This is a genomic window from Rickettsia australis str. Phillips, assembly GCF_000273745.1.
GTDB lineage: Bacteria > Pseudomonadota > Alphaproteobacteria > Rickettsiales > Rickettsiaceae > Rickettsia > Rickettsia australis.
This window is the reverse complement of sequence record NZ_AKVZ01000042.1, coordinates 1-21,663: the sequence shown is the minus strand read 5'-3', so window position 1 is coordinate 21,663 and position 21,663 is coordinate 1. Positions and strand designations below refer to the sequence as shown.

Below are 21,663 nucleotides of genomic sequence, written 5' to 3'. Positions count from 1 at the left end.
TAATGCTAAAATATGACGTAATAGTTATAGGCGGTGGACATGCAGGCGTAGAAGCAGCAGCCGCTTCTGCACGTCTTGGAGCTTCTACTCTCTTAATTACGTTAAAACCGGGAAATTTAGGCGAAATGTCTTGCAATCCAGCAATTGGTGGAATTGCAAAAGGTACATTAGTTAAAGAAATCGATGCCCTTGATGGGTTAATGGGTTATGTTATAGATCAAGCATGTATACATTATAAAATGCTGAATGAGACTAGAGGGCCGGCAGTTTGGGGACCTAGAGCTCAAGCGGATCGAAAGCTTTATAAAAAAGCGATGTATCAAATATTAACAAATTACCCTAATCTAGATATATTATATGGGAAAGTGGAAGATATAGAAATTAAATCTTCTAAAGTTGAAGCGGTTGTTTTAAATAACGATAATAAAATTCCTTGTCAAAAAATTATATTAACTACGGGTACTTTTTTATCAGGTCTTATTCATATTGGACAAAAAAAATTCCTGCTGGTAGAGTAGATGAAGAGCCTTCGTATGGATTATCAAATGCATTAAAAAAAGTAGGATTTAAAATTGCCCGTTTAAAAACAGGTACACCACCAAGAATTGACGGGCGTACTATTGATTATAGTAAAACAGCTTTACAGCTCGGCGATAAAACTCCTCGTCCTTTTTCTGAATTAACAAATGTTGTCAATGTTCCTCAGATAAATTGTTTTATTACAAAAACAACCTCAGAAACCCATGATATTATACGTGAGAACCTTAATAAATCCGCAATGTATTCAGGGCAGATAGAAGGAATAGGACCGAGATATTGTCCTTCTATTGAAGATAAAATAGTCAGATTTAGTACGAAATTAGAACATCGTATATTTTTAGAACCTGAGGGGTTAGATGATTATACGATTTATCCAAACGGTATTTCTACTTCTTTGCCTGAAGATGTACAACATAAATTAATCAAAACAATACCAGGATTAGAAAATGTAAAGGTTTTACGTCTAGGTTATGCTATAGAATATGATTATGTTGATCCACGTGAAATAAGTGTTACGCTAGAGACAAAAAAAATATCTGGATTGTATTTTGCTGGACAAATTAACGGTACTACAGGATATGAAGAAGCCGCAGGGCAAGGTATAATAGCAGGTATAAATGCTGCTTTAGCAGTAAAAGATCAAGCACCATTTATGTTAACAAGAGCAAACAGTTATATTGGAGTAATGATTGACGATTTAACAACATTTGGTACTATCGAACCTTATCGTATGTTTACTTCTCGCTCAGAATATAGATTATCTTTAAGAGCAGATAACGCTGATTTACGTTTAACGGAATTAGGGATCAACATTGGTGTTGTATCAGAAAAACGTAAAAAAATTTTTACAAAAAAATATGAAGATATAGAAAAAGCAAAATCATTATTAAATACCTTGTCTTTAACTACTAGTAAACTTGCTAAAATGGATATAAAGGTTGCACAGGATGGTACATATAAAACAGTGTTGGACTTATTTAAAATACCTAGTTTTAATGTGGAACAAGCCATTAAAATTTTTCCTATGCTTAAAGAAACGCAAAATAATAATATTTTGCAATTACTCTATATTGAAGCAAAATATGCTTCATATTTAACTAGACAACACGCAGATATTAATTTATTTCAAAGTGAAGAGGCACAGTTAATACCTAAAAATATTGACTATTTTAAAATACCAAGTATATCATTAGAGATACAGGAAAAACTGTCTTTCCATAAACCTACTACTATTGGTTTAGCACGTCGAATTCCAGGGATTACACCTGCAGCAATTACGGCTATTATAATTTATTTAAAAACTAAATATAGTGATGGAAGTTCCACGTGAAATAATTGAACAATTAGAAATTTTTCAAAAGTTAGTTAAAAAATGGAATAAATCAATCAATCTTGTATCGGATAATACTATACATAATTTTTGGAAACGTCATATATTAGACTCATTACAATTAATGCAATATATTGAGAATAAAAAAATACACTTGGTTGATATAGGAAGTGGGGCCGGTTTTCCCGGTATAGTATTATCTATAGCAGGGGTAGCAAAAGTAAGTTTAATAGAAACTGATTTACGCAAATGTATATTTTTAGAGAAAGCATCAAAGATATCAAATAATAACATACAAATAATAAATCAAAGAATAGAAAAAGTAGAAATAGATTGTAGTATATTGACTTGTAGAGCTTTCTCTAAATTAAATACAATATTTAATTGTATAAAAAATATTTCAGTACAAGAAAAATTTTTATTATTAAAAGGAAAAAATTATTTAACAGAAATAGTAGAAGCTAAAGAGATGTGGTTATTTGATTATTTAATACATCAAAGTATTACTTGTGAAGAAGGGAAAATTCTAGAAGTTAGTAATTTAACAGAAATTATATGAAAGTAATTGCTATTGTTAATCAAAAAGGAGGAGTGGCTAAAACTACAACTACTGTAAATTTAGCTACAGCTTTTGCTGCGGTAAATAAAAAAATTTTAGTTATAGATCTTGATCCTCAAGGGAATAGTAGTACTGGTTTTGGAATTAGTCAGCAACAACGCAAAAATACTATATACCAAGTATTAATAAATTTAATAGAACTGAAAGATGCAATAATTTCTACAGATATACCAAATTTAGCAATAGTTACTTCAAACACTAATCTATCTGCAGCTGAATTAGATTTAACAAAATTAAAGGACCGAGAATATATTTTAATGAAGCTATTAGAAGAAATAAAAATATTATATGATTATATCATTATTGATTGCCCTCCTTCATTAAATTTATTAACGGTAAACGCTTTAGTTGCAAGTGATGAAGTGCTGATTCCAATGCAATGTGATTTTTATTCTTTAGAAGGATTAAGTCATTTGCTAAAAACAATTGAAATTGTAGAGAAAAGATTAAATCCTAAGATAAAGATTGCAGGTATATTATTTACAATGTATGATAAGCGTAATCGTTTAACTGAGCAAGTAGAAGATGATGTTAGAAAATGCTTAGGAGAATTAGTATTTAAAACTGTTATTCCAAGAAATATTAAATTATCTGAAGCTCCTTCATACGGAAAACCGGCTATTATATATGATTATAAATGTTCGGGAGCAGTTGCATATATAGAACTTACAAAAGAAATTTTAGAAAGATATGGCGAAAAATAAAGGACTAGGCAGAGGGTTATCTTCATTACTTGGAGAAGAAGTTATTTCTATAGAATCAGAAATAATACAAATAATAAATATTGATAAAATAAGACCAAATGAGAATCAGCCTAGAAAAAACTTTGAATATGATAAAATAAAAGAATTAGCAGATTCTATATTGAATAATGGTTTATTACAGCCTATTATTGTTGATAATAATTTCCAAATTATAGCAGGAGAGCGACGCTGGCGTGCGTGTAAATTAGCAAAAGTTTTAGAGATACCAGTAATTATAAAAAATTTAGATGCTAGAGAGAGTATGGAAATAGCGTTAATTGAGAATATACAAAGAACTGATTTAACAGTTATGGAAGAAGCTCGTGGCTTTAAATATTTAGTAGAAAATTTTAATTATACAACAGAAAAATTAGCTGAAAGGCTTGGCAAAAGTCGTAGTCATATAGCTAATTTGTTGAGGCTTAATAATTTGCCACAATCTATTCAAGATAAAGTAAATGAGAATATATTAAGCATGGGACAAGCTCGATGTTTAATAAATCATGAACATGCAGAAGTAATAGCCGATCATATTATAAATAATGATTTAAATGTACGTCAAACAGAAGAACTAGTAAGACAATGGTATAAAAATGAGTATACAAAATCTTCTAACAATAATCACAAAGTAGAAAAGCGTTTTTTAAAGGACAACGCTGCTGATAATGATCTAGAATTATTAGTAAAAGCTTTGTCAGAAAAATTTGGCATAAAAATAACAATAGAGAATTATCCATTAGGCGGAAAATTAATATTTCATTATAAAGATTTGGAAGAATTAGACTTGATATTATTAAAATTAAATTAAAAAAACTGTTAAGATTTAAAGTATATACAGTATTTTCTTTCTTAAGATAAATACCCAAACTAGAAAAATAATGATAGAAATTACAATGTCTAATTTTGAATTATATGATCATAGAGCAATAAATTCATACAATACAGTAGTAAATATATGTATCAGTGTAAAATAATAATATAAGGAAATAAGTAATTTATGTCATATCAATATGTTTATGAAATGGTTTGTTTAAGCAAAATTATAAATGGTAAACGAATTTTAAAAGAAACAAATTTATCATTTTTACCAAAAGCTAAAATCGGTATAATAGGTCCAAATGGATCAGGTAAATCAACTTTATTAAAAATAATGGCAGGTATTGATAAAGAGTTTGAAGGTAAAGCAACAGCTAAAATTGGTATAAAAGTAGGATATTTACCTCAAGAACCATATCTTGATGCTAGTAAAAATGTGTTTGATAATATCATAGAAGGCCTTTATGAAAAGAAAAAGCTTATTGACGAATTTAACGATATAAGTAACAAGTTTGCTGCTGAAATCACTGATGAAGAAATGCAAAAGCTTTTTGATAAACAAGCAGAATTACAAGAAAAAATAGACAATTGTGATGGATGGAATCTAGAACGTGAAATAGAGATCGCAATGCTTGCTTTACGTTGCCCACCAAAAGAAGCAGATATTACAAAAATTTCCGGTGGAGAAAAAAGAAGAGTAGCTTTATGTAAATTGCTTTTAGAGAAACCTGATATGTTGTTACTTGATGAACCTACAAATCATTTAGATGCAGAATCAGTTTCTTGGCTTGAGGGTTATTTAAAGCATTATGAAGGTACTGTAATAGTAATTACCCATGATCGTTATTTTTTAGATAATGTTACAGAATGGATATTAGAAATAGATCGTGGAAATTGTATACCGTGGGAATCAAATTATAGTTCTTGGCTTGAACAGAAGCAACAAAAATTAGCTTTAGAAAGTAAAGAAGACGATGATAGAAAAAAACAATTGAATCGTGAACTTGAATGGATTCGTCAAACTCCAAAAGCTAGACAATCAAAAAATAAAGCACGTATTACAGCATATCAAGAGTTATTAAATAAACAACAGAAACAAAAAATTGATCCTACTCAAATAATTATACCTAATGGACCTCGTTTAGGCGATCTTGTTATTGAAGCAGAACATATAGCTAAAAAATTTGATAGTAAAATATTATTATCAGATTTTAGTTTTAAAGTTCCACGTGGAGCTATTGTAGGAATTATTGGACCGAATGGAGCAGGTAAATCTACGTTGTTTAATATTATTACAGGTAAAATAACGCCGGATAGTGGTGCTATTAAAATTGGTCAAACGGTAAAATTAGGGTATGTTGATCAATCAAGGGATCATTTAGATGATAATAAGACTATATGGGAAGAAATTTCAGAAGGTTTAGATGAATTACAACTTGGTAATAGAATAATTAAAAGTAGAGCTTATTGTGCAGCTTTTAATTTTAAAGGCGGTGATCAACAAAAAAAAGTTGGACAACTTTCAGGTGGAGAACGTAACAGAGTACATTTGGCAAAATTACTAAAAGAAGGAGCAAATGTTATATTATTAGATGAGCCGTCTAATGATTTAGATATTGATACGTTAAGAGCACTTGAAGATGCTATTTTAGATTTTGCAGGTTGTGTATTAGTAATTAGTCATGACAGGTGGTTTTTAGATAGAATAGCCACTCATATTATATCATATGATAAAGACAATAATGCTACATGGTTTGAAGGAAATTATCAAGATTACCATGAATATATGTTAAGTACTAATGGGGCAAGTATTTTAAATCCAAAATATAAACATAAGAAGTTAATATAAATATGTCTTTAACACAAATATTATTAATTTTGTTTGTAGGAATGTTGGTAACAAAACCGCATGATATTTTTATAATTATTAAAGAATTTAAAAAAATAAAAGCATATTTAATTAATATTAAGTCGTCTATTATAAAAAATATAGATGAGCCGTTAGAAATAGAGCAGGTAAATTTTTATTTAAAGAACATTATTAACCTAGAAGGTTATTATCATGGTAATTACAATTTAACGACAATAAAAGAAAAATATTATACACTGATAATTAACAATGACTTAATAGAAAATGAATCAGTGCCTGATATAACAGAGAAACACTAATCCGTGCATCACTCAATAATTAAATCTAAGAATTATGCAAAAAATAGTAAAACTTAACAATATCAAAATAGGAAATGATTTACCGTTTGTTCTCATTGCAGGGCCTTGTCAGATTGAAGGAAAAGATCATGCGTTGTTTATGGCAGAAAAACTTGTTAAATTAACTAGTAAGCTAGAGATTTCATTTATTTATAAATCTTCTTTTGATAAAGCTAATAGAACTTCCGTAAATGGGATTAGAGGACTTGGTATTGAGAAAGGTTTAGAAATTTTATCAAAAGTAAAATCTGAATTCGATTGCCCTATTGTTACTGATATTCATTCAGAGAGTCAATGTACTGAAGCAGCCGAAGTAGCAGATATTTTACAAATTCCAGCATTTCTATGTAGACAAACTGACTTACTCCAAGCTGCAGCAAAAACAGGTAAAATAGTAAAAGTAAAAAAAGGACAGTTTCTAGCTCCGTGGGATATGAAAAATGTACAAACAAAACTAGAAGCTTTTGGAGTAAAGGATATATTATTTACAGAGCGGGGAGCATGTTTTGGTTATAATAATTTGGTATCTGATATGCGTAGTCTTGCAATAATGGCAGAATTAAATGTACCTATAGTTTTTGATGCGACACATTCCGTTCAGCAGCCTGGAGGACTAGGAGGTAGTACCGGAGGGGACAGAAAATATGTAGAGCTACTTGCAAAGGCAGCAACTGCTGTAGGTATCGCCGGTATGTATATGGAAGTACATCAAGATCCCAATAACGCTCCAAGTGATGGTCCATGTATGATTAAGTTAGATAATCTAGAGTCCATACTTATCAAACTAAAAAAATATGATAAAATTACAAAAGAAAAATAATCTCAAATTTTACCTTTCAAAATATATATACAATATCCTCTATTAATTCAATTTAAAAATAGAAGTGATAATTTTTTACAATATAAAAAATAGAACTTTCTTATCCTCAGAATTTCACTAATTCACCTTTAAATTCTTGTTGTAAATTTACTTACCCAAAACTTTTTCAAGTAGTATTAATATTTATTGATTCAACTTACGGAGTAAAAATGTTTGTATTTGGAGTAATATAAATTATTTTAGGTAAATATGTATGTTTAGTCGGTGGGGAGCACCAAACAGGAACGAGGTTTAAAAAATATACATGATTTTTTGACGGAGTATTTTAATAATATTTTGGAACAAAAAAACATTCCAAACTTAACTATTCTTGAAGAATGTAATATTTTAATGAAATTACGTAATATTAATATTAAAGAGATATTAACTCCAAACACAAGCTTCATATCTAAGTATGAATATAAAGATATTATAGCGCTTGGCTTTCTAATAACACTCGGTCTATATTTAATGAAATATTAGTAAAACTAAATAGCGGGCTTGCAGAGTTTATCCAGGTAACTGCTTTGGATTTTAGTAACTACCACTTTATAACGGAAGATATACAATATATAGCAAATTATTTAAGAAATAATAAGACTATCGAGCGAGTATTTTGGGACAATTGTGATATAAATGATAAGCAAACAAAAATTTTAGCTGAAATATTTAGGCTTAACAAAACAATAACTAAACTTTCTTTAGTACGTAATAAAACAATCACTAATATCGGAATAAAAACTTTATTAGAGATAAAACATAATAATCAGCATAAGTTAGCAAAATTAAGAATCTCTCCTAATTTTAATGATAATTCAGAATTTCAGCTCGTTTCCGAAGTAGATATTTTAAATGAAAATTCTATGAATGCATATTTAAAGAAAACAAAAGCTCGAAACCTCGATTCTGAAATCGAAAATAAAAATTTACAACCTCTTAAAAATTACCATGAGTTGGAAAGACCGCTCATAAAGAACGGTAATAAGCTTTTAAGATTAATTGCAGAAAGCCATAATGAAATTACTAAAACAGGAAATAGTATAAATAAACTAATTTTAATGGTAGGGATGAACGGAGTAGGGGCAATTACTCTTAGTTGTTTTTTAAGCGGACAAAAATTAGAAGCAGATGAAGAGCCCTCTTTATATGCGAAAGAACCGAAATATAATGAAAAAATACATCATCAAGTGAATTATGGATATAAACTTGTTAATAATTTCTTTATATCTGATGATAAAGGTGGAATTAATATTATAGAATGTCTGGGGATTTCCAACAATTCTTAATTTATATATTTACCGGCAAATATTAGAATTAGCCGAAAAAAGTTAGATTTTTAGTCGTAATTAGAGATAATAGTGCAAGTGATGTTGTTGACTCTACATATCAACAATTCACTAATATTTTTAGAGATAGTAATGGTCAGTTAACTCCGGAAATTAAAGAACAATTAAAAGATGCTGTATCTTATATAATTTCTATTATTAATTATAAAACTAAAGAAGAAAAAAAGTTAAAATTAAAATAGAAGAAAGTAAACTCCGTAAGGACGCAAAGCATCAAAATCTAGATGAAGGACAAAAATTTATAATTGAAGAGCTAGGAAAATCTGTAAATTTATTTAAAAAACTAGCGCTGATACTAAATCTTTTCTAGAAACACTTGATATCAAAGATTTTTTTATTGTTATAGATGCCATTTCATTATTAATTAGAACAATCGCAAATGATGAAATACAAGTAGAGCGAGAACAAATCTTTTCTTATATCTATGCTATTTCTCAGAGTAAGAATGAAGAAGAAAAAAATACTAACATTACTGTAATAGATTGGCAAAAACATCTTAATTTGGATGTACTTGCCACTTCCAAAGGCACAGGAGATGTTCTGCCTAATTCTGCTTCCAATACAAATGCTACTATAACTGCTGAGGAACAGAAAAATATCATGATTATTGTATTGAAATTTGAGCTACAAGATATTTTGAGTAAAAAACTTATATGAACCGCTTATTATTGCACAAGTAAAAAAATTGATGTCCCTATGTGTAAAACCTTTTTCAGATACGCTTAATATTAAGGACTTAAGTCACGTCAAGGACTCAAACCAAAGTAAATGGGCTAAAATAAAAGAAATATATATAAAACCGCAAAAATTAGAAACACAGAAGCCAATTTTATCACAAGTTTTATCTCATCAAGTAAAGGAGAATATTTTAACTATGGGTAAAATTATTATAAATTTCTTCCAAGTCAATAAACATAATATGATAAGCCCATTTATTTCTTCTGATAATCTTAATGTATATCAAGAATTAGATTTAGACACGTTCTCAAAAAATTATTCATTAATTCAACCTTATTTGCAAAAAAAAATATTAAATAAATCACCGGCACAAAAAACTGAAAAAAGTTTTTCCTGCTTTAAAAGAAATAGAAGAGCTTAATGAAATATATATTAAATATTCGATGATCACCTAACCATGGTTACTTCATTTTTAGAAATTATAAGGAAGTGTTATGAGTCGAAAGATATTAAGTGCTAAAATTCATTTCCAAGAAATATTAGGTAATGATGTATATTTCTTAAATCAGCAATGGAAGGCTTTATCTTTTTATAAAACACTTTATCCGCAACCGTAAAAGTGGCAGCCGCTGACAGAGGCAGTTGACGAAGCAAAAAAATCTCAATTGAAGAGAATTTATTAGATCAAGCTATTTTATATATAAAATTAAAAAATAACGTAACAACAGAGTATTATACCGAAGCTTTAGAATGGCTTGAATATTTGAGAGCTGCAAGTAGAATCGATAAAAATGATAAGGAAAAACAAGAATTAGTATCAAAAGTGTTAAAAGCTTTTGATACGGATATGGCAAAAAATATTGGTTTTATACGTGCAATGCTTGAAAAAGGCAAAATAGAAGATCTTAGTATGTTTACCAAGGAGGTTAATAGAACAAAATTTTTCAGCGATACACAGACTCTAGTAAATGATTTTGTATCACTGCCGGAGCCGCAAGCCAAGGAGTGGCCAAAAGTACAACAAAATCAAAATGAGCAATTGACTAATGAACAAAAAGAAACAAATAAACCAAATGATATGCAGATTCAAAAACAAGAAGAAGCTTTTAATTCAGCCGCAGCAAACACAACAACAGCCAACAAGAAATACCCTGCTTCACACTATAGAAAATATACAAGAATCAGATTACTGGTATAGTGAAGATGATATAAAAAATATATTAGAAGCAAATATAGATAAAAATAAATTCTCTACAGTTACCCATGTTGATTTAACAAGTCCTGACCAAGTAAGAGATGCACTTATAGAGGGAGTGCATGAGGATTTGCAGAACAAAGGTAAAGTTATACTTATGCCTATTAATCAGGACATGGGCATTGGGTAAGTATGGTGATTACTAAAGATGATAATACAAATAAGATAATATTTACTTATAATGATCCTTTGGGCAGATCGTTAAACGATCGTCCTGACTTAGTAGCCCTTATTACTGATGTTTGTTCTGATGCAGAAATAATAGATTTGAAAACTCCACAACAAGCAGAAGGAAATACTTCGGACTATGGAGTTTTTGTATGTGATAATTTAATAAGACAATCTCAAGATCTTGAAATTCTCTCTATGGAGCAATGTAGAGAACAAGGATTAAATTTAAGAAAACCTCAAGCTGAAACATTAAAACAAAGTTTAATAGCTCAACAAGCCCAACATTATCATATTGACCTAGGGGTAGGGGATAGTAGTTCAGATGAAGAAGATGATGATAAGAAGGGGAATAATAGCAATAATAATGAGGAAATAGCCTATTCTCCTTATGGTGATAATGTTGAAGTTGATGGGCTTGGTATCGCCTCTCAACATAATGAGTAACATTAAATTATAGAAAATGTTTGTGAATTTTGCTAGAAGTTTGACGTTGCGATATCATTCCTGCGAAAGCAGGAATCTAGAAAAAAGGTATACATACAGCAAATTTTTGAAATTAAAAGCTCTATTTATATCGCCTTATGCTGGATTTCTACCTACGCGGGAAGGCATTGTTGCGTGGACCGGTAAAACCTACTGTGTCACCCCGTGGCTTTACCACGGGGTCCATACAAACAATAAAAAATACTAATAATTTTAGTATTTTAACTGGATCACGTGGTCAAGCCACGGGATGACACGTTACACCGAAAAAGAATTACCGCAGCCGCATTTTACTGTAGCTTGCGGATTACTAACGTTGAAATATGAACTGCCGAGTTCCTCTATAAAATCTAAAGTACAATCTAGCATAAATTTTTGAGAGATAGGATCAATAATAATTGTAGCATTATGTTTAGTAATGACATAATCATCTTGCTCTATATTATCTTTTGAGACTAGTTCGTAATTATACATAAGTCCTGAACAACCACCGCTATCAACAGAAACTCGCAGTACTAAATTCTTATCTTTTTCTAGCTCTATTAACTCAAAAACTCGTTGAAAAGCTCTATCCGTAATTGTTATCATCACCAAAATTACCTTGTAAAAGTCTTATAAATTATATAGTATAATGAATATTTTTTCAAGATGGCGTTGTGGTGTAGCTTTGGTACAGCGGTTCTATGTCATTCCCGCGGAGGCGAGAATCCAGAATAAATAGCCTAATAATAAGCATGCTTAATAAAATAAATCTATAAAAACGTGTTTTTATAGATTTTACTGGATTTCCATCTACGCGGGAATGACATAAGAGACTCATAATAACGCCTTTCAAAATAAAGGATAACGATGCTTGCTTCATATGCTTCTGATCCTCTTAAAAGTAGGGGAAGATTATATAAAGAAATCCCTACCTCTTATAGAAACGAGTTTGAATGTGATCGTGATCGCATTATTCATACCAATGCATTTAGGCGTTTGCAATATAAAACTCAGGTTTTTATTAATCATGAGGGAGACCATTACAGAAATAGGCTAACTCATTCCCTAGAGGTTTCGACTGTTGCACGTTCGGTTGCTAATACTTTAAATTTATCAAGTGATTTAGCTGAGACAATAGCACTTGCTCACGATCTTGGGCATACGCCTTTCGGTCATGCTGGAGAGAGAGCTTTAAATGAATGTATGAAAGAGTATAACGGCTTTTCCCATAATGCTCAATCTTTAAAGATACTAACACTACTTGAAAAAAGATATGCGGCTTATAACGGAGTAAATTTAACATGGGAAGTTTTAGAAGGAATCGTAAAACATAATGGTCCTATAGCTGGTGAAATAAATGAATATATAGCGGAGTATAATAAACAAAATGATTTAGAGCTTAGTACTTATGCGTCTGCGGAGGCTCAAATAGCAGCACTTGCCGATGATATTAGCTATATTTCGCATGATTTGGAAGATAGTATCGGTGCTAAAATTATCGATTTTAATAGTCTTGCTGAGCTTAAATATATTGATCAGCATGTTTTTGAACTCAAATCAAAATTTAAGAATATTAGCTCCTCTTGTCTGATTTATGAGGTAGTACGTAAGCTAATGCATGAATTGATTACCGATTTATTATGGCAAACAAAAGAAAATTTAAATAAAGAAAAAATTATTAATATAGATGAAATACGTAACTTAAATTATCAGATAGTGGATTTTACCGAAAAAACTAATGACTGTATTAAGGCAACTAAAAAGTTTCTGCATGAGCGAGTTTATAAAAGTAATAAAATTACGGCCATCAGCCTTAAATGTACTAAAATCGTACAAGGTCTATTTAAGGTTTATATGGATGATATTAATTTATTACCGGTTAATTGGAAAATGCTAATAGACTCTAATGAAACATATAGTAAAGCTAGAGTTATTGCCGATTATATAGCAGGTATGACCGACCGTTTTGCTATTCAAGAATATAATCAGCTTTGTTCGCTGAATTTTAATAATATCTAAAAACTTAATTATGAATATATTTAATCAATTAAAACAAGATATAATTGCGGCAAGCAGGCAATTATATAATAATCAAGAAATAGCAAATAATGCTACTATTGAAACTCCGAAAGATAGTTTTAACGGCGATTTATCAAGTAATATTGCAATGATTATTGCTGCTAAAGAAAAGATTGCTCCTCGGGAAGTGGCTTTAAAGTTTAAAGAAATCCTTATAACATTACCTTATATTGCAAGTATAGAAATAGCAGGACCCGGCTTTATTAACTTTACTATAAAAGCTGAAACTTGGCAGATAGCAATTAAAGATATTCTACAGCACGAAGAAAAGTTTCTTGAAATTGATATAGATAAAAGCAGCAATATTAACATCGAGTATGTTTCGGCAAATCCCACTGGTCCAATGCATATAGGGCATGCTAGGGGTGCAGTATATGGTGATGTGTTAGCTAGAATTTTGCAAAAAGTAGGTTATTTCGTTACAAAAGAATATTATGTTAATGATGCAGGTTCGCAAATAAATGATTTAGTTAGTACGGTATTATTACGTTATAGAGAAGCTCTGGGCGAGAAAATTACTATCCCTGCCGGTTTGTATCCAGGCGAGTATTTAATTCCGCTTGGGCAAATTTTGGCGAAGGAGTACGGTAATAAATTATTAACGATGGATGAAGAGGAAAGATTCAAAATAGTCAAAAATTTTGCCGTAGAAAAGATGCTTGATTTAAATAGAAAAGATTTAGCAGACCTTGGTATTAAACATGATATATTTTTTTCTGAACAGTCATTACATGATAAAGGCGAAATAGAGGAAACGGTGAAATTACTTACCGGTATGGGGCTGATTTATGAAGGAATACTCCCCGCTCCTAAAGGTAAAGTTCACGATGAATGGGATAACAGAGTTCAAAAGTTATTTAAATCTACTAACTATGGTGATAGTCAGGATCGTCCTATAGAAAAAGCTGACGGAAGTTGGTCTTATTTTGCTTCCGATCTTGCATATGCTAAGAATAAAATAGATAGGGGAGTGAGCCACCTAATTTATGTACTTGGTGCTGATCATAGCGGGTATGTTAAAAGAATTGAGGCAATAGTTAAGGCTCTAGGCAAAGAGCAAGTTAAAGTAGACGTTAAAATCTGTCAATTGGTCAATTTTGTTGAAAACGGTGTGCCGGTTAAAATGTCAAAACGTCTTGGAAGCTTTGCTAGTGTACAAGACGTAAATCATGAGGTGGGGAAAGATATCATAAGATTTATGATGTTAACAAGGCAAAATGATAAGCCGCTTGATTTTGATTTAGTAAAAGTGAAAGAACAATCAAGAGAAAACCCCATTTTTTATGTACAATATGCACATGTAAGAACAATATCAATTTTATCAAAAGCTAGAGAATTAACGCCTGAATCTTATAATAACTTTGAAGCCGGTAAGTATGATTTATCTTTATTATCCTCAGAAGAAGAAATTGAGATCATAAAACTTTTAGCTAGTTGGACAAAAACATTAGAAACATCTGCAAAATATTTTGAACCGCATCGTATTGCATTTTATTTAATAAATTTAGCTTCAAAATTTCATTCTATGTGGAATTTTGGTCAAGAAAATAGCGACTATAGATTTGTAATTGAGAGCAATAAAGAATTAACTACTGCTCGTCTTGCTCTTGCAAGTGCCATACAGAAAATTATAGCTAGTGGTCTTGAAGTGATAGGTGTAGAACCTATGGATAGGATGTAATATGAGGCAAACTGATCCTGTCATCCCGTGGGCTTGCACGGGCTCCAGCATAAAGCGAGATAAATCAAGCTTTTTGTATTCGTATTTTTTTGCTGGACCCCGTGGTTAAGCCACGTGTGGTGACAGTGGTGAAACTGAGCCATACAATATGATCAATAATGTTGTTGTTAAAATATGTCTAGTATGCTTGATATGTATATCCGGTATTTATTTTAGTTATCAATATTATCAGAATAGTAAGCCGGTAATTACTATTTATCCTGATGAGCTGCCTACAAAAATAAGACCCTCTATAATAGAAAATAACCAAATAGCAGCAGTACATAGTACGATATATGAAAATCTTATTGCGAAAGATACAAATATTAAAACCGTAAAATTGCTTCCTGACCCTGAGAAACCTATGAGTATAGATTCTCGTAATCAAAGTCAAAGTGATGAATCTTTTGATGAAATATCCAGCCTTATTGCATTAATAGAGTCAAGTAATAACGCCAAAAATGAAACTGATTTAAATATAATAAAGCTTGAAAAAGGCAGTAAGAATAAGGTTAGTAATGCTAAAAATTGTAAAAATAATGAAAGTTATAAAATACAACTAGGTTCAGTAAAATCTGAAGCAGAAGCAATGCAAGAAGGGGCAAAAATAAAAAAGAAATTCCCAAAAATTCTTAAAAATGTTGTTATCACAACCAAAAAAGTTGAATATGACGACGGAAAATTTTTCTATTTAATTTTAGCTGGTGATTATGGCAGTCTTAGTCAAGCTAAAGCGGTTTGTAAGAAACTAGCATATAATAAGCAGAGTTGTGTGTTGAAATAATATAATTGGCATAATTTATGATAATAGATGAAGAAGATTTTGATGACATGACAATTGAGGAAGAGATAGCATTTTCAAAACTTGCAGATAAAAAGATTGAAAGAAACTAAATATTGGATAAAACATGAAGATGCTTGGGATATTCTTGGCATTGTTAGTGAGCATTGTGGCGTGGATACACAGTCGTCATTGAGAGGAGCGAAGCGCTGTGGCAATCCAGAGAATAATTAAAAAAATTCTGTAAATCAGAATTTTTAACTGGATTGTTTCGTCGAATTACTACGTAATTCTTCTCGCAATGACGATAAATAAAAATTAAATAACTTATGAAAGAAGCTAAAATGGAAAATATTGACTTTGGTAATGCATTATCGGAGCGTTATCTTGCTTATGCGTTGTCAACGATTATGTCACGTTCACTTCCTGACGTACGCGATGGACTTAAGCCTGTACATCGTAGGTTATTATACGCAATGCTACAGCTAAAGCTTGAGCCGAATTCCGGCTATAAGAAATGTGCAAGGGTGGTCGGTGACGTAATAGGTAAATACCACCCGCACGGTGATGTGGCAGTGTATGATACTTTGGTACGCCTTGCTCAGCATTTTTCGTTACGTTATCCTTTGATTGACGGGCAGGGTAATTTCGGCTCTATCGACGGTGATAATGCAGCAGCTATGCGTTATACCGAATCACGTATGACGGAAATATGTACTTTATTAATGGTAGATATTGATAAAGATACGGTAGATTTTCGCCCTACTTATGATGATTCCGATTTAGAACCGATAATAATGCCGGCAAGTTTTCCAAATTTACTAGCTAACGGTTCTGAAGGGATAGCAGTCGGTATGGCAACCAATATACCGCCGCATAATTTACATGAGCTTTGTGATGCTCTAATACATTTAATCGACCACCCGAAAGCTGAAATTAATGATATAATGAACTTTATCAAAGGTCCTGATTTTCCAACCGGCGGCATAATTATTGATAAAGCTGAAGTTATTAATACTGCATATACTACCGGACGCGGTAGTCTTAGAGTGAGAAGTAGATGGGAAAAAGAGGAGCTAAGTTACGGTACATATCAGATAGTCGTAACCGAAATACCTTATCAGGTTCAGAAATCAAAACTTATAGAACAAATAGCAATATTACTAAAGGATAAAAAAATCCCGCTTGTTAGCAATATTAGAGATGAATCAACCGACATTATAAGGTTGGTTATAGAGCCAAGAGACCGTAGTTGTGATCCGCAGATAGTTATGGAGTCTTTATTTAAGCTAACGAATTTAGAAAGCCGCATTCAGCTAAATATAAATGTGATTGGCAGTAATAACGTGCCTAGAGTAATGAATATTTTAGAGGTTTTACAAGAGTTTTTAGCTCATAGACAAAATATTGTTACTCGCAGGTCAACTTATCTTTTGAATAAAATCAAGCATCGTTTAGAAATTCTAGAGGGGCTTAGCATAGCTTATCTAAAGCTTGATGAGATAATTAAAATTATTCGTGAAGAGGATGAGCCGAAAGCGATAATGATGGAGCGGTTTAAACTAACCGAAATACAGGTAGAATCAATATTAAATACTCGTCTTCGTTCGCTCCGCAAGCTTGAAGAACAGGAGATTATTAATGAGCATAGTAATTTGCAGAAGCAACAAGCTATATTAGAAGAGATTTTAAATAATCCTAAAGAACTATGGAAAATAGTTAAAAAAGAAATCAAAGCAGTACAAACGAAATTTGGATTAAATACCGTAATAGGAGATAGACGTACAAGCTTTGAAGAAGTAACGCTTACGAATCAAGTAGTTGATATAACAGCGTTTATTACTAAAGAGCCGATTACTATTATCTGCTCAAAAATGGGGTGGGCGCGTTCACTAAAAGGTCATAACACCGATTTATCGAATATTAAATATAAAGAAGGTGATGCAGAGAAGTTTATTTTAGAAGCTTATACAACCGATAAAATATTAATAGTTAGTTCGGAAGGTAGGTTTTTTACTTTGCTTGCCGATAATATTTCCAAAGGTAAAGGAACCGGCGAATCTATAAAGCTGCTTGTGGATATAGGCAATAACGATATTACTAATATTTTAGTCCATAAACCTGATCAGCTTTTATTACTCGCAAGTAGTGTAGGTAAGGGGTTTTTAGTTAATTCAAACGAAGTAATAGCTCAAACAAAAACAGGGAAGCAAATTATGAATGTACCGGATGGTCATGCATGTATAGCTTGTTTACCTGTAGTGGGTGACGCCGTTGCCTGTATCGGTGAGAGCCGTAAATTATTGGTATTTAATGTAGATGAAATACCGGAAATGAAAAAGGGGCAAGGCGTAACGCTGCAAAAATTTAAGAATGCAAAGTTACTTGATATTAAAATATTTAATAAAGAAGATGGCTTAGGTTGGAACAACAATGGAAAAGTAAAACTTGAGAAAAATATCATTGCATTTTTAGGAAAAAGAGGTAGTACTGGTAAATTACCGCCTATGGGTTTCCCTAAAAATAATAGATTTTCATCATAATTATAATAAAGATTGAGTGTATACAAAAAATAGCATATTTTATATGGTGTGATACAAGCGAATTATCTATAAATTCGCTTGTATAGTTCTATTATTAAAAGTTTTTAAATTCATCTTACCTATTTAAATTAATAGATGTTAATCTCCTACTCCTATAATATCAGCCTGATTATCCTGATGACTTTCCTCTAACGATAATATATAAAATCTTCATTATTATTACCGAAAAGGTTATTAACACCAGTTAATAGCTTATTACTATCTTTAAAAAATTGAATTATTTTGTAAAATAATCGTCTCTAATTATATCTATTACAGGTTTTCCGATAGCGGTAGCACAGCAGCCATAAGTGCTGGTACCTTTATTGCATCAAATTTACTTTTTACTTATAATATGGTTGGGGCTTGAAATTTTTTTGGGTAAAACCTATACTCATTAAATGAGGGATTGCAATAATATATTTATCTATAATATTACGTGTTTCCATCATGTTTTTAAATACGTTTAATATAGGAGAGAAAAAATTTTCACGGTCTTCTGACGTTGGTTTTTCTATGTTCTGAGTTACATCTCCTCTTTATCTTGAGAGAATTATCCTGTTTCATATTAAAAACTTCAATGCTGCCTCAAAATACCCGTCTTTTTTATAGACTTTCTGAATATTTTTAAAGCATGTATGTAAATATTTTTTTAAGTTGGAACTAGAAACAAAATTATATGCATCTTTAAATAATAATTTAGCAGCGGTTGCATATCTTGTAACTGCTTTTAATCCATTTACAAAGGAATATCCTGAGGTTGTAAATTGAGCATGATTCATAGTGTTACTCCTGTTTTAAAATAATAAAAATCATATATTACATGATTACCATATATTATGGTTGCAACGCAATATATGGTAATCAGAAAAAGTCAATATCTAAAAATAAAATATATAATTTTATTTAATCAAAAGGCAGTATAACCGGAATTTTTCAAAGTTCACTTGGGACTTAAAGTACAAAGCTAAGTATAATTTGATAAGAATTAGAGCGCTGTAAGCTAATAAAATGGTTTAAAGGTTTAGTAGAAGAGTAGACAAAGCTATTACGAAGACAAAACTATAATTGTTGATAATTTAATTAAAAAGTTATAATAATTAAGGTAAGATACCAAAAGGTTTTCACTCTATGTCATTCCCGCGGAAGCGGGAATGACATAGAGTGGGTTTTGCGAGCCATGCAACAACGCCCAAAAGCTGGAATCTCAGTAAAACCTAAAAAACTTTAGAATCAAGATTTTTTAGCTTGGATCCTTGCTTTCGCAGGGATTACATAGGAGGACTTTTTAAAAATTGTCCAGTACTATACATAAGATTGCTCTAAGCATTATTATAGTAGTAATGGTAATTAATAATTAAAACTTAAGTTTTGTACCTATAAGACCAACAGTACCTCGTGTTGTGTTACTAGATGCTTCAGGGTAATATACAGGTTTACCTTTAGCTTGGAAATGAGAAATTTCAGCATATGGTAATAAACCAGGCATAATCTTATATTCAGTAGCGAGGCTCACAGCATCGACGGTGTTTTTATATCTTGAAGTTTTAAGATATTCAAGACTTGTCTTTATAGGTCCTTGTCCATAAGCAACTGCTCCATTGTAATAATAGGTATCACGACCGACTTTATAATACTCCTTAGTAGTTAAGCTTTTACCTAAATTACCGTAAGAAGCACCACAAGAGAAATTACCATAAGTAAATACGGCTCCAAGATTATATGCTTTTAAATTAGAAAGCTTATAGGTATTCAATACTTCTATTACCTTAGTGCCTTCCATTTTAGCATGAACAAGACGACGAGCAGGTTTACCATACTCTCCGGTAACGGATAATTTTAAGTCTGCATCTTCGCTAATTTCATGTTCATAAGTTAAGCCAGCAGAAAAAGCATCTCTAATATTCTGATTTATAGCCATAGTTTCACCATTTCCTAAGGAAACCGTCTTTATTCCGGTTCTAGAAACACTAACTCCGTTTCTTCCTGAGCTTTCAAGCGTTAAATTATTTATATCTTTGTTACCGCCCGTATTAGCAGTATCGGGAGTATAAGAGATACCAGCCTGGAAGCCTTCCATTTTAGGTGTGAAAAAGTTGAGTCTTCTAGCTTTTTCAGTTTTTTCATTGACTTGATCAAAAGAGTTTGAGTATGATTCAAGATAAAAGCTAGCACTAGTATCGAAATCCGGTTTTAAACCGTTATACCTCATATATTGTCCATCAAGTAGAGCATATCTATACCATCCTCCGGTACCTGCGGTTACTTGAGAGCCGGTAATACGCAATTTAGAACTTGCATCGACGGGAGAACCTAATTCTACTTTACCGTAACTAGTTTCAATAAAGATATGTGATCCGTTATAACTTGCAGAGGTTTTTGCTTTTGTAGTAGGCTGAAGCACTATTTTAGCACCTGCTATTACATCGTTGATAGTTTTAGAAATAGTTGCCGCAAACGCTGCTTCCGTGTAAAACACTAACTTTTTCCTGTTATCAGTTACATTTTTATCAAATAAAATTAAATGATCCTGTTTAATATAACCGCTTTCAAATAAATAAAATCCTTCTAATTTTATTTCAGTATCAGAATTAGAAATAACAGGTGTTGGATTTTCTTCGGCAAGACCAGACGATGCAAAGCAAATAATACTTGCAGCTAATAATAATTTTTTCATCTTTAATATTAAGTTCCTACTTAAATAATCAAATTTACTATACAAAATAAATTTTAGTATTAATAAATATAAATCAACTACGCTAGTATATAATAATTCTTTTCAGAATTGACAATAAAAAACTATTTTAATTTGTAATAATTTAATTTAAAGTATATAATGTTGTATTATTGTCACTATCATTATTCAAGTAGATTAGACTTACAATTTAAAAGAAAAATTTTGTATTGTAAATAATTATGAGTTATAATCATTAGTTTATTAATTAAATTAAGTTTTGATTATGGCTATAATGTCAGATAAGTGGATAAAGGAAGCTGTTATAAATCAAAGTATGATAAGGCCCTTTGCGGAAAAGCAGATAAGAGTTCATAATAAAGAAAAGATTATTTCTTACGGCTTATCTTCTTACGGCTATGATGCTAGAGTATCTAATGAATTCAAAATATTCACCAATATAAATTCTACTACGGTTGATCCAAAAAATTTCAGTGAATATAATTTAGTTGATAGAGAAGTAGATGTGTGTATTATTCCACCTAATAGTTTTGCTCTTGGCAGAACTATAGAATATTTTAAAATACCGCGTGATGTATTAGTTATTTGTGTCGGCAAGTCCACTTATGCAAGATGCGGTATAATAGTAAATGTGACTCCATTAGAACCGGAGTGGGAAGGACATGTAACTTTAGAGTTTTCTAATACTACTCCATTACCTGCTAAAATATATGCAAATGAAGGAGCTTGTCAGTTTTTATTTTTAAAGAGTGATCAAATTTGTGATACTTCATATG

The 21,663-nt window shown here is 31.1% G+C and carries 21 protein-coding genes and 1 pseudogene; 19 read left to right on the top strand and 3 right to left on the bottom strand.

The window, feature by feature from the left end:
• The first annotated feature begins 2 nt into the window (after positions 1 to 2).
• From mnmG to A452_RS0107060, 14 genes and pseudogenes are all read left to right on the top strand, one after another.
• Positions 3 to 1,870: pseudogene (gene mnmG / locus A452_RS08800) on the top strand (tRNA uridine-5-carboxymethylaminomethyl(34) synthesis enzyme MnmG).
• Positions 1,854 to 2,429 (top strand): 16S rRNA (guanine(527)-N(7))-methyltransferase RsmG, encoded by a 576-nt coding sequence (rsmG, locus tag A452_RS0107115; RefSeq protein WP_100213903.1) that lies wholly within the window; start codon positions 1,854 to 1,856, stop codon positions 2,427 to 2,429. Before mnmG ends, rsmG begins: the two are co-directional and overlap by 17 nt.
• Positions 2,426 to 3,193, top strand: coding sequence for a ParA family protein (locus A452_RS0107110; protein ID WP_014412089.1), 768 nt, complete (start codon positions 2,426 to 2,428; stop codon positions 3,191 to 3,193). The genes rsmG and A452_RS0107110 overlap by 4 nt, the downstream gene beginning before the upstream one ends.
• Positions 3,180 to 4,040 carry a ParB/RepB/Spo0J family partition protein gene (locus A452_RS0107105; RefSeq protein ID WP_014412090.1) on the top strand — a complete coding sequence of 287 codons (861 nt, stop codon included), beginning with the start codon at positions 3,180 to 3,182 and terminating at the stop codon, positions 4,038 to 4,040. The genes A452_RS0107110 and A452_RS0107105 overlap by 14 nt, the downstream gene beginning before the upstream one ends.
• A gap of 189 nt (positions 4,041 to 4,229) precedes the next feature.
• Positions 4,230 to 5,897 (top strand): energy-dependent translational throttle protein EttA, encoded by a 1,668-nt coding sequence (gene ettA / locus A452_RS0107100; protein ID WP_014412091.1) that lies wholly within the window; start codon positions 4,230 to 4,232, stop codon positions 5,895 to 5,897.
• 2 nt (positions 5,898 to 5,899) lie between these two features.
• The gene (locus A452_RS0107095; RefSeq protein ID WP_014412092.1) at positions 5,900 to 6,217 is read left to right on the top strand and encodes a DUF2672 domain-containing protein; all 318 of its coding nucleotides are present in this window, start codon (positions 5,900 to 5,902) and stop codon (positions 6,215 to 6,217) included.
• 34 nt (positions 6,218 to 6,251) lie between these two features.
• Positions 6,252 to 7,076: a 3-deoxy-8-phosphooctulonate synthase gene (kdsA, locus tag A452_RS0107090; protein ID WP_014412093.1), complete on the top strand. Its 825-nt coding sequence runs from the start codon at positions 6,252 to 6,254 to the stop codon at positions 7,074 to 7,076.
• A 264-nt stretch (positions 7,077 to 7,340) separates the two neighbouring features.
• Entirely contained in the window at positions 7,341 to 7,598 is a 258-nt protein-coding gene (locus A452_RS0107085; RefSeq protein WP_014412094.1) for a hypothetical protein, read from the top strand.
• 44 nt (positions 7,599 to 7,642) lie between these two features.
• Positions 7,643 to 8,401: a leucine-rich repeat domain-containing protein gene (locus tag A452_RS0107080; RefSeq protein WP_014412095.1), complete on the top strand. Its 759-nt coding sequence runs from the start codon at positions 7,643 to 7,645 to the stop codon at positions 8,399 to 8,401.
• A gap of 561 nt (positions 8,402 to 8,962) precedes the next feature.
• On the top strand, positions 8,963 to 9,118 hold the full coding sequence (locus A452_RS11260; RefSeq protein WP_014412096.1) for a hypothetical protein: 156 nt from the start codon (positions 8,963 to 8,965) through the stop codon (positions 9,116 to 9,118).
• A 31-nt stretch (positions 9,119 to 9,149) separates the two neighbouring features.
• A complete protein-coding gene (locus A452_RS0107070) occupies positions 9,150 to 9,560 on the top strand; it encodes a hypothetical protein (RefSeq protein ID WP_014412097.1) in 411 nt (136 codons plus the stop codon).
• A gap of 73 nt (positions 9,561 to 9,633) precedes the next feature.
• Positions 9,634 to 9,756, top strand: coding sequence for a hypothetical protein (locus A452_RS12660; RefSeq protein WP_274517403.1), 123 nt, complete (start codon positions 9,634 to 9,636; stop codon positions 9,754 to 9,756).
• 146 nt (positions 9,757 to 9,902) lie between these two features.
• Positions 9,903 to 10,337, top strand: a complete 435-nt coding sequence (locus A452_RS12300) for a hypothetical protein (RefSeq protein ID WP_017208699.1) — start codon at positions 9,903 to 9,905, stop codon at positions 10,335 to 10,337.
• A gap of 189 nt (positions 10,338 to 10,526) precedes the next feature.
• Positions 10,527 to 11,009 carry a ubiquitin family protein gene (locus A452_RS0107060; RefSeq protein WP_014412099.1) on the top strand — a complete coding sequence of 161 codons (483 nt, stop codon included), beginning with the start codon at positions 10,527 to 10,529 and terminating at the stop codon, positions 11,007 to 11,009.
• Between the two features lie 297 nt (positions 11,010 to 11,306).
• On the opposite strand, the gene A452_RS0107055 is transcribed toward A452_RS0107060, so the two are convergent.
• Entirely contained in the window at positions 11,307 to 11,639 is a 333-nt protein-coding gene (locus tag A452_RS0107055) for an iron-sulfur cluster assembly accessory protein (RefSeq protein WP_025999606.1), read from the bottom strand.
• A gap of 258 nt (positions 11,640 to 11,897) precedes the next feature.
• Between A452_RS0107055 and A452_RS0107050 the strand changes: the two genes are divergently transcribed.
• The 4 genes from A452_RS0107050 to parC all read left to right on the top strand — a co-directional run bounded on the left by A452_RS0107050 (position 11,898) and on the right by parC (position 18,153).
• Positions 11,898 to 13,049, top strand: coding sequence for a deoxyguanosinetriphosphate triphosphohydrolase (locus A452_RS0107050; protein ID WP_014412101.1), 1,152 nt, complete (start codon positions 11,898 to 11,900; stop codon positions 13,047 to 13,049).
• 10 nt (positions 13,050 to 13,059) lie between these two features.
• Complete coding sequence (argS, locus tag A452_RS0107045; RefSeq protein ID WP_014412102.1) at positions 13,060 to 14,790, top strand: arginine--tRNA ligase; 1,731 nt, start codon at positions 13,060 to 13,062, stop codon at positions 14,788 to 14,790.
• A 148-nt stretch (positions 14,791 to 14,938) separates the two neighbouring features.
• The gene (locus tag A452_RS0107040) at positions 14,939 to 15,613 is read left to right on the top strand and encodes an SPOR domain-containing protein (protein ID WP_014412103.1); all 675 of its coding nucleotides are present in this window, start codon (positions 14,939 to 14,941) and stop codon (positions 15,611 to 15,613) included.
• 326 nt (positions 15,614 to 15,939) lie between these two features.
• The gene (gene parC, locus A452_RS0107025; protein WP_014412105.1) at positions 15,940 to 18,153 is read left to right on the top strand and encodes a DNA topoisomerase IV subunit A; all 2,214 of its coding nucleotides are present in this window, start codon (positions 15,940 to 15,942) and stop codon (positions 18,151 to 18,153) included.
• 602 nt (positions 18,154 to 18,755) lie between these two features.
• Here parC and A452_RS0107020 read toward each other — a convergent pair.
• Complete coding sequence (locus A452_RS0107020) at positions 18,756 to 18,974, bottom strand: hypothetical protein (RefSeq protein ID WP_017208697.1); 219 nt, start codon at positions 18,972 to 18,974, stop codon at positions 18,756 to 18,758.
• Between the two features lie 575 nt (positions 18,975 to 19,549).
• Positions 19,550 to 20,869, bottom strand: coding sequence for a porin (locus tag A452_RS0107015; RefSeq protein ID WP_014412106.1), 1,320 nt, complete (start codon positions 20,867 to 20,869; stop codon positions 19,550 to 19,552).
• A 283-nt stretch (positions 20,870 to 21,152) separates the two neighbouring features.
• On the opposite strand from A452_RS0107015, the gene dcd reads away from it, so the two are divergent.
• Positions 21,153 to 21,663 (top strand): dCTP deaminase (dcd, locus tag A452_RS0107010; RefSeq protein WP_025999605.1); only part of this gene is annotated, 511 nt, incomplete at its 3' end.

Coding starts and splice junctions, on each gene's coding strand:
- ettA (WP_014412091.1), top strand. CDS start 4,230: ATGTCATATCAATATGTTTATGAAATGGTTTGTTTAAGCAAAATTATA.
- rsmG (WP_100213903.1), top strand. CDS start 1,854: ATGGAAGTTCCACGTGAAATAATTGAACAATTAGAAATTTTTCAAAAG.
- A452_RS0107110 (WP_014412089.1), top strand. CDS start 2,426: ATGAAAGTAATTGCTATTGTTAATCAAAAAGGAGGAGTGGCTAAAACT.
- parC (WP_014412105.1), top strand. CDS start 15,940: ATGAAAGAAGCTAAAATGGAAAATATTGACTTTGGTAATGCATTATCG.
- A452_RS0107070 (WP_014412097.1), top strand. CDS start 9,150: ATGTCCCTATGTGTAAAACCTTTTTCAGATACGCTTAATATTAAGGAC.
- argS (WP_014412102.1), top strand. CDS start 13,060: ATGAATATATTTAATCAATTAAAACAAGATATAATTGCGGCAAGCAGG.
- A452_RS0107040 (WP_014412103.1), top strand. CDS start 14,939: ATGATCAATAATGTTGTTGTTAAAATATGTCTAGTATGCTTGATATGT.
- A452_RS0107060 (WP_014412099.1), top strand. CDS start 10,527: ATGGTGATTACTAAAGATGATAATACAAATAAGATAATATTTACTTAT.
- A452_RS12660 (WP_274517403.1), top strand. CDS start 9,634: ATGAGTCGAAAGATATTAAGTGCTAAAATTCATTTCCAAGAAATATTA.
- A452_RS0107105 (WP_014412090.1), top strand. CDS start 3,180: ATGGCGAAAAATAAAGGACTAGGCAGAGGGTTATCTTCATTACTTGGA.
- kdsA (WP_014412093.1), top strand. CDS start 6,252: ATGCAAAAAATAGTAAAACTTAACAATATCAAAATAGGAAATGATTTA.
- A452_RS0107015 (WP_014412106.1), bottom strand. CDS start 20,869: ATGAAAAAATTATTATTAGCTGCAAGTATTATTTGCTTTGCATCGTCT.
- A452_RS0107020 (WP_017208697.1), bottom strand. CDS start 18,974: ATGAATCATGCTCAATTTACAACCTCAGGATATTCCTTTGTAAATGGA.
- A452_RS0107095 (WP_014412092.1), top strand. CDS start 5,900: ATGTCTTTAACACAAATATTATTAATTTTGTTTGTAGGAATGTTGGTA.
- A452_RS0107050 (WP_014412101.1), top strand. CDS start 11,898: ATGCTTGCTTCATATGCTTCTGATCCTCTTAAAAGTAGGGGAAGATTA.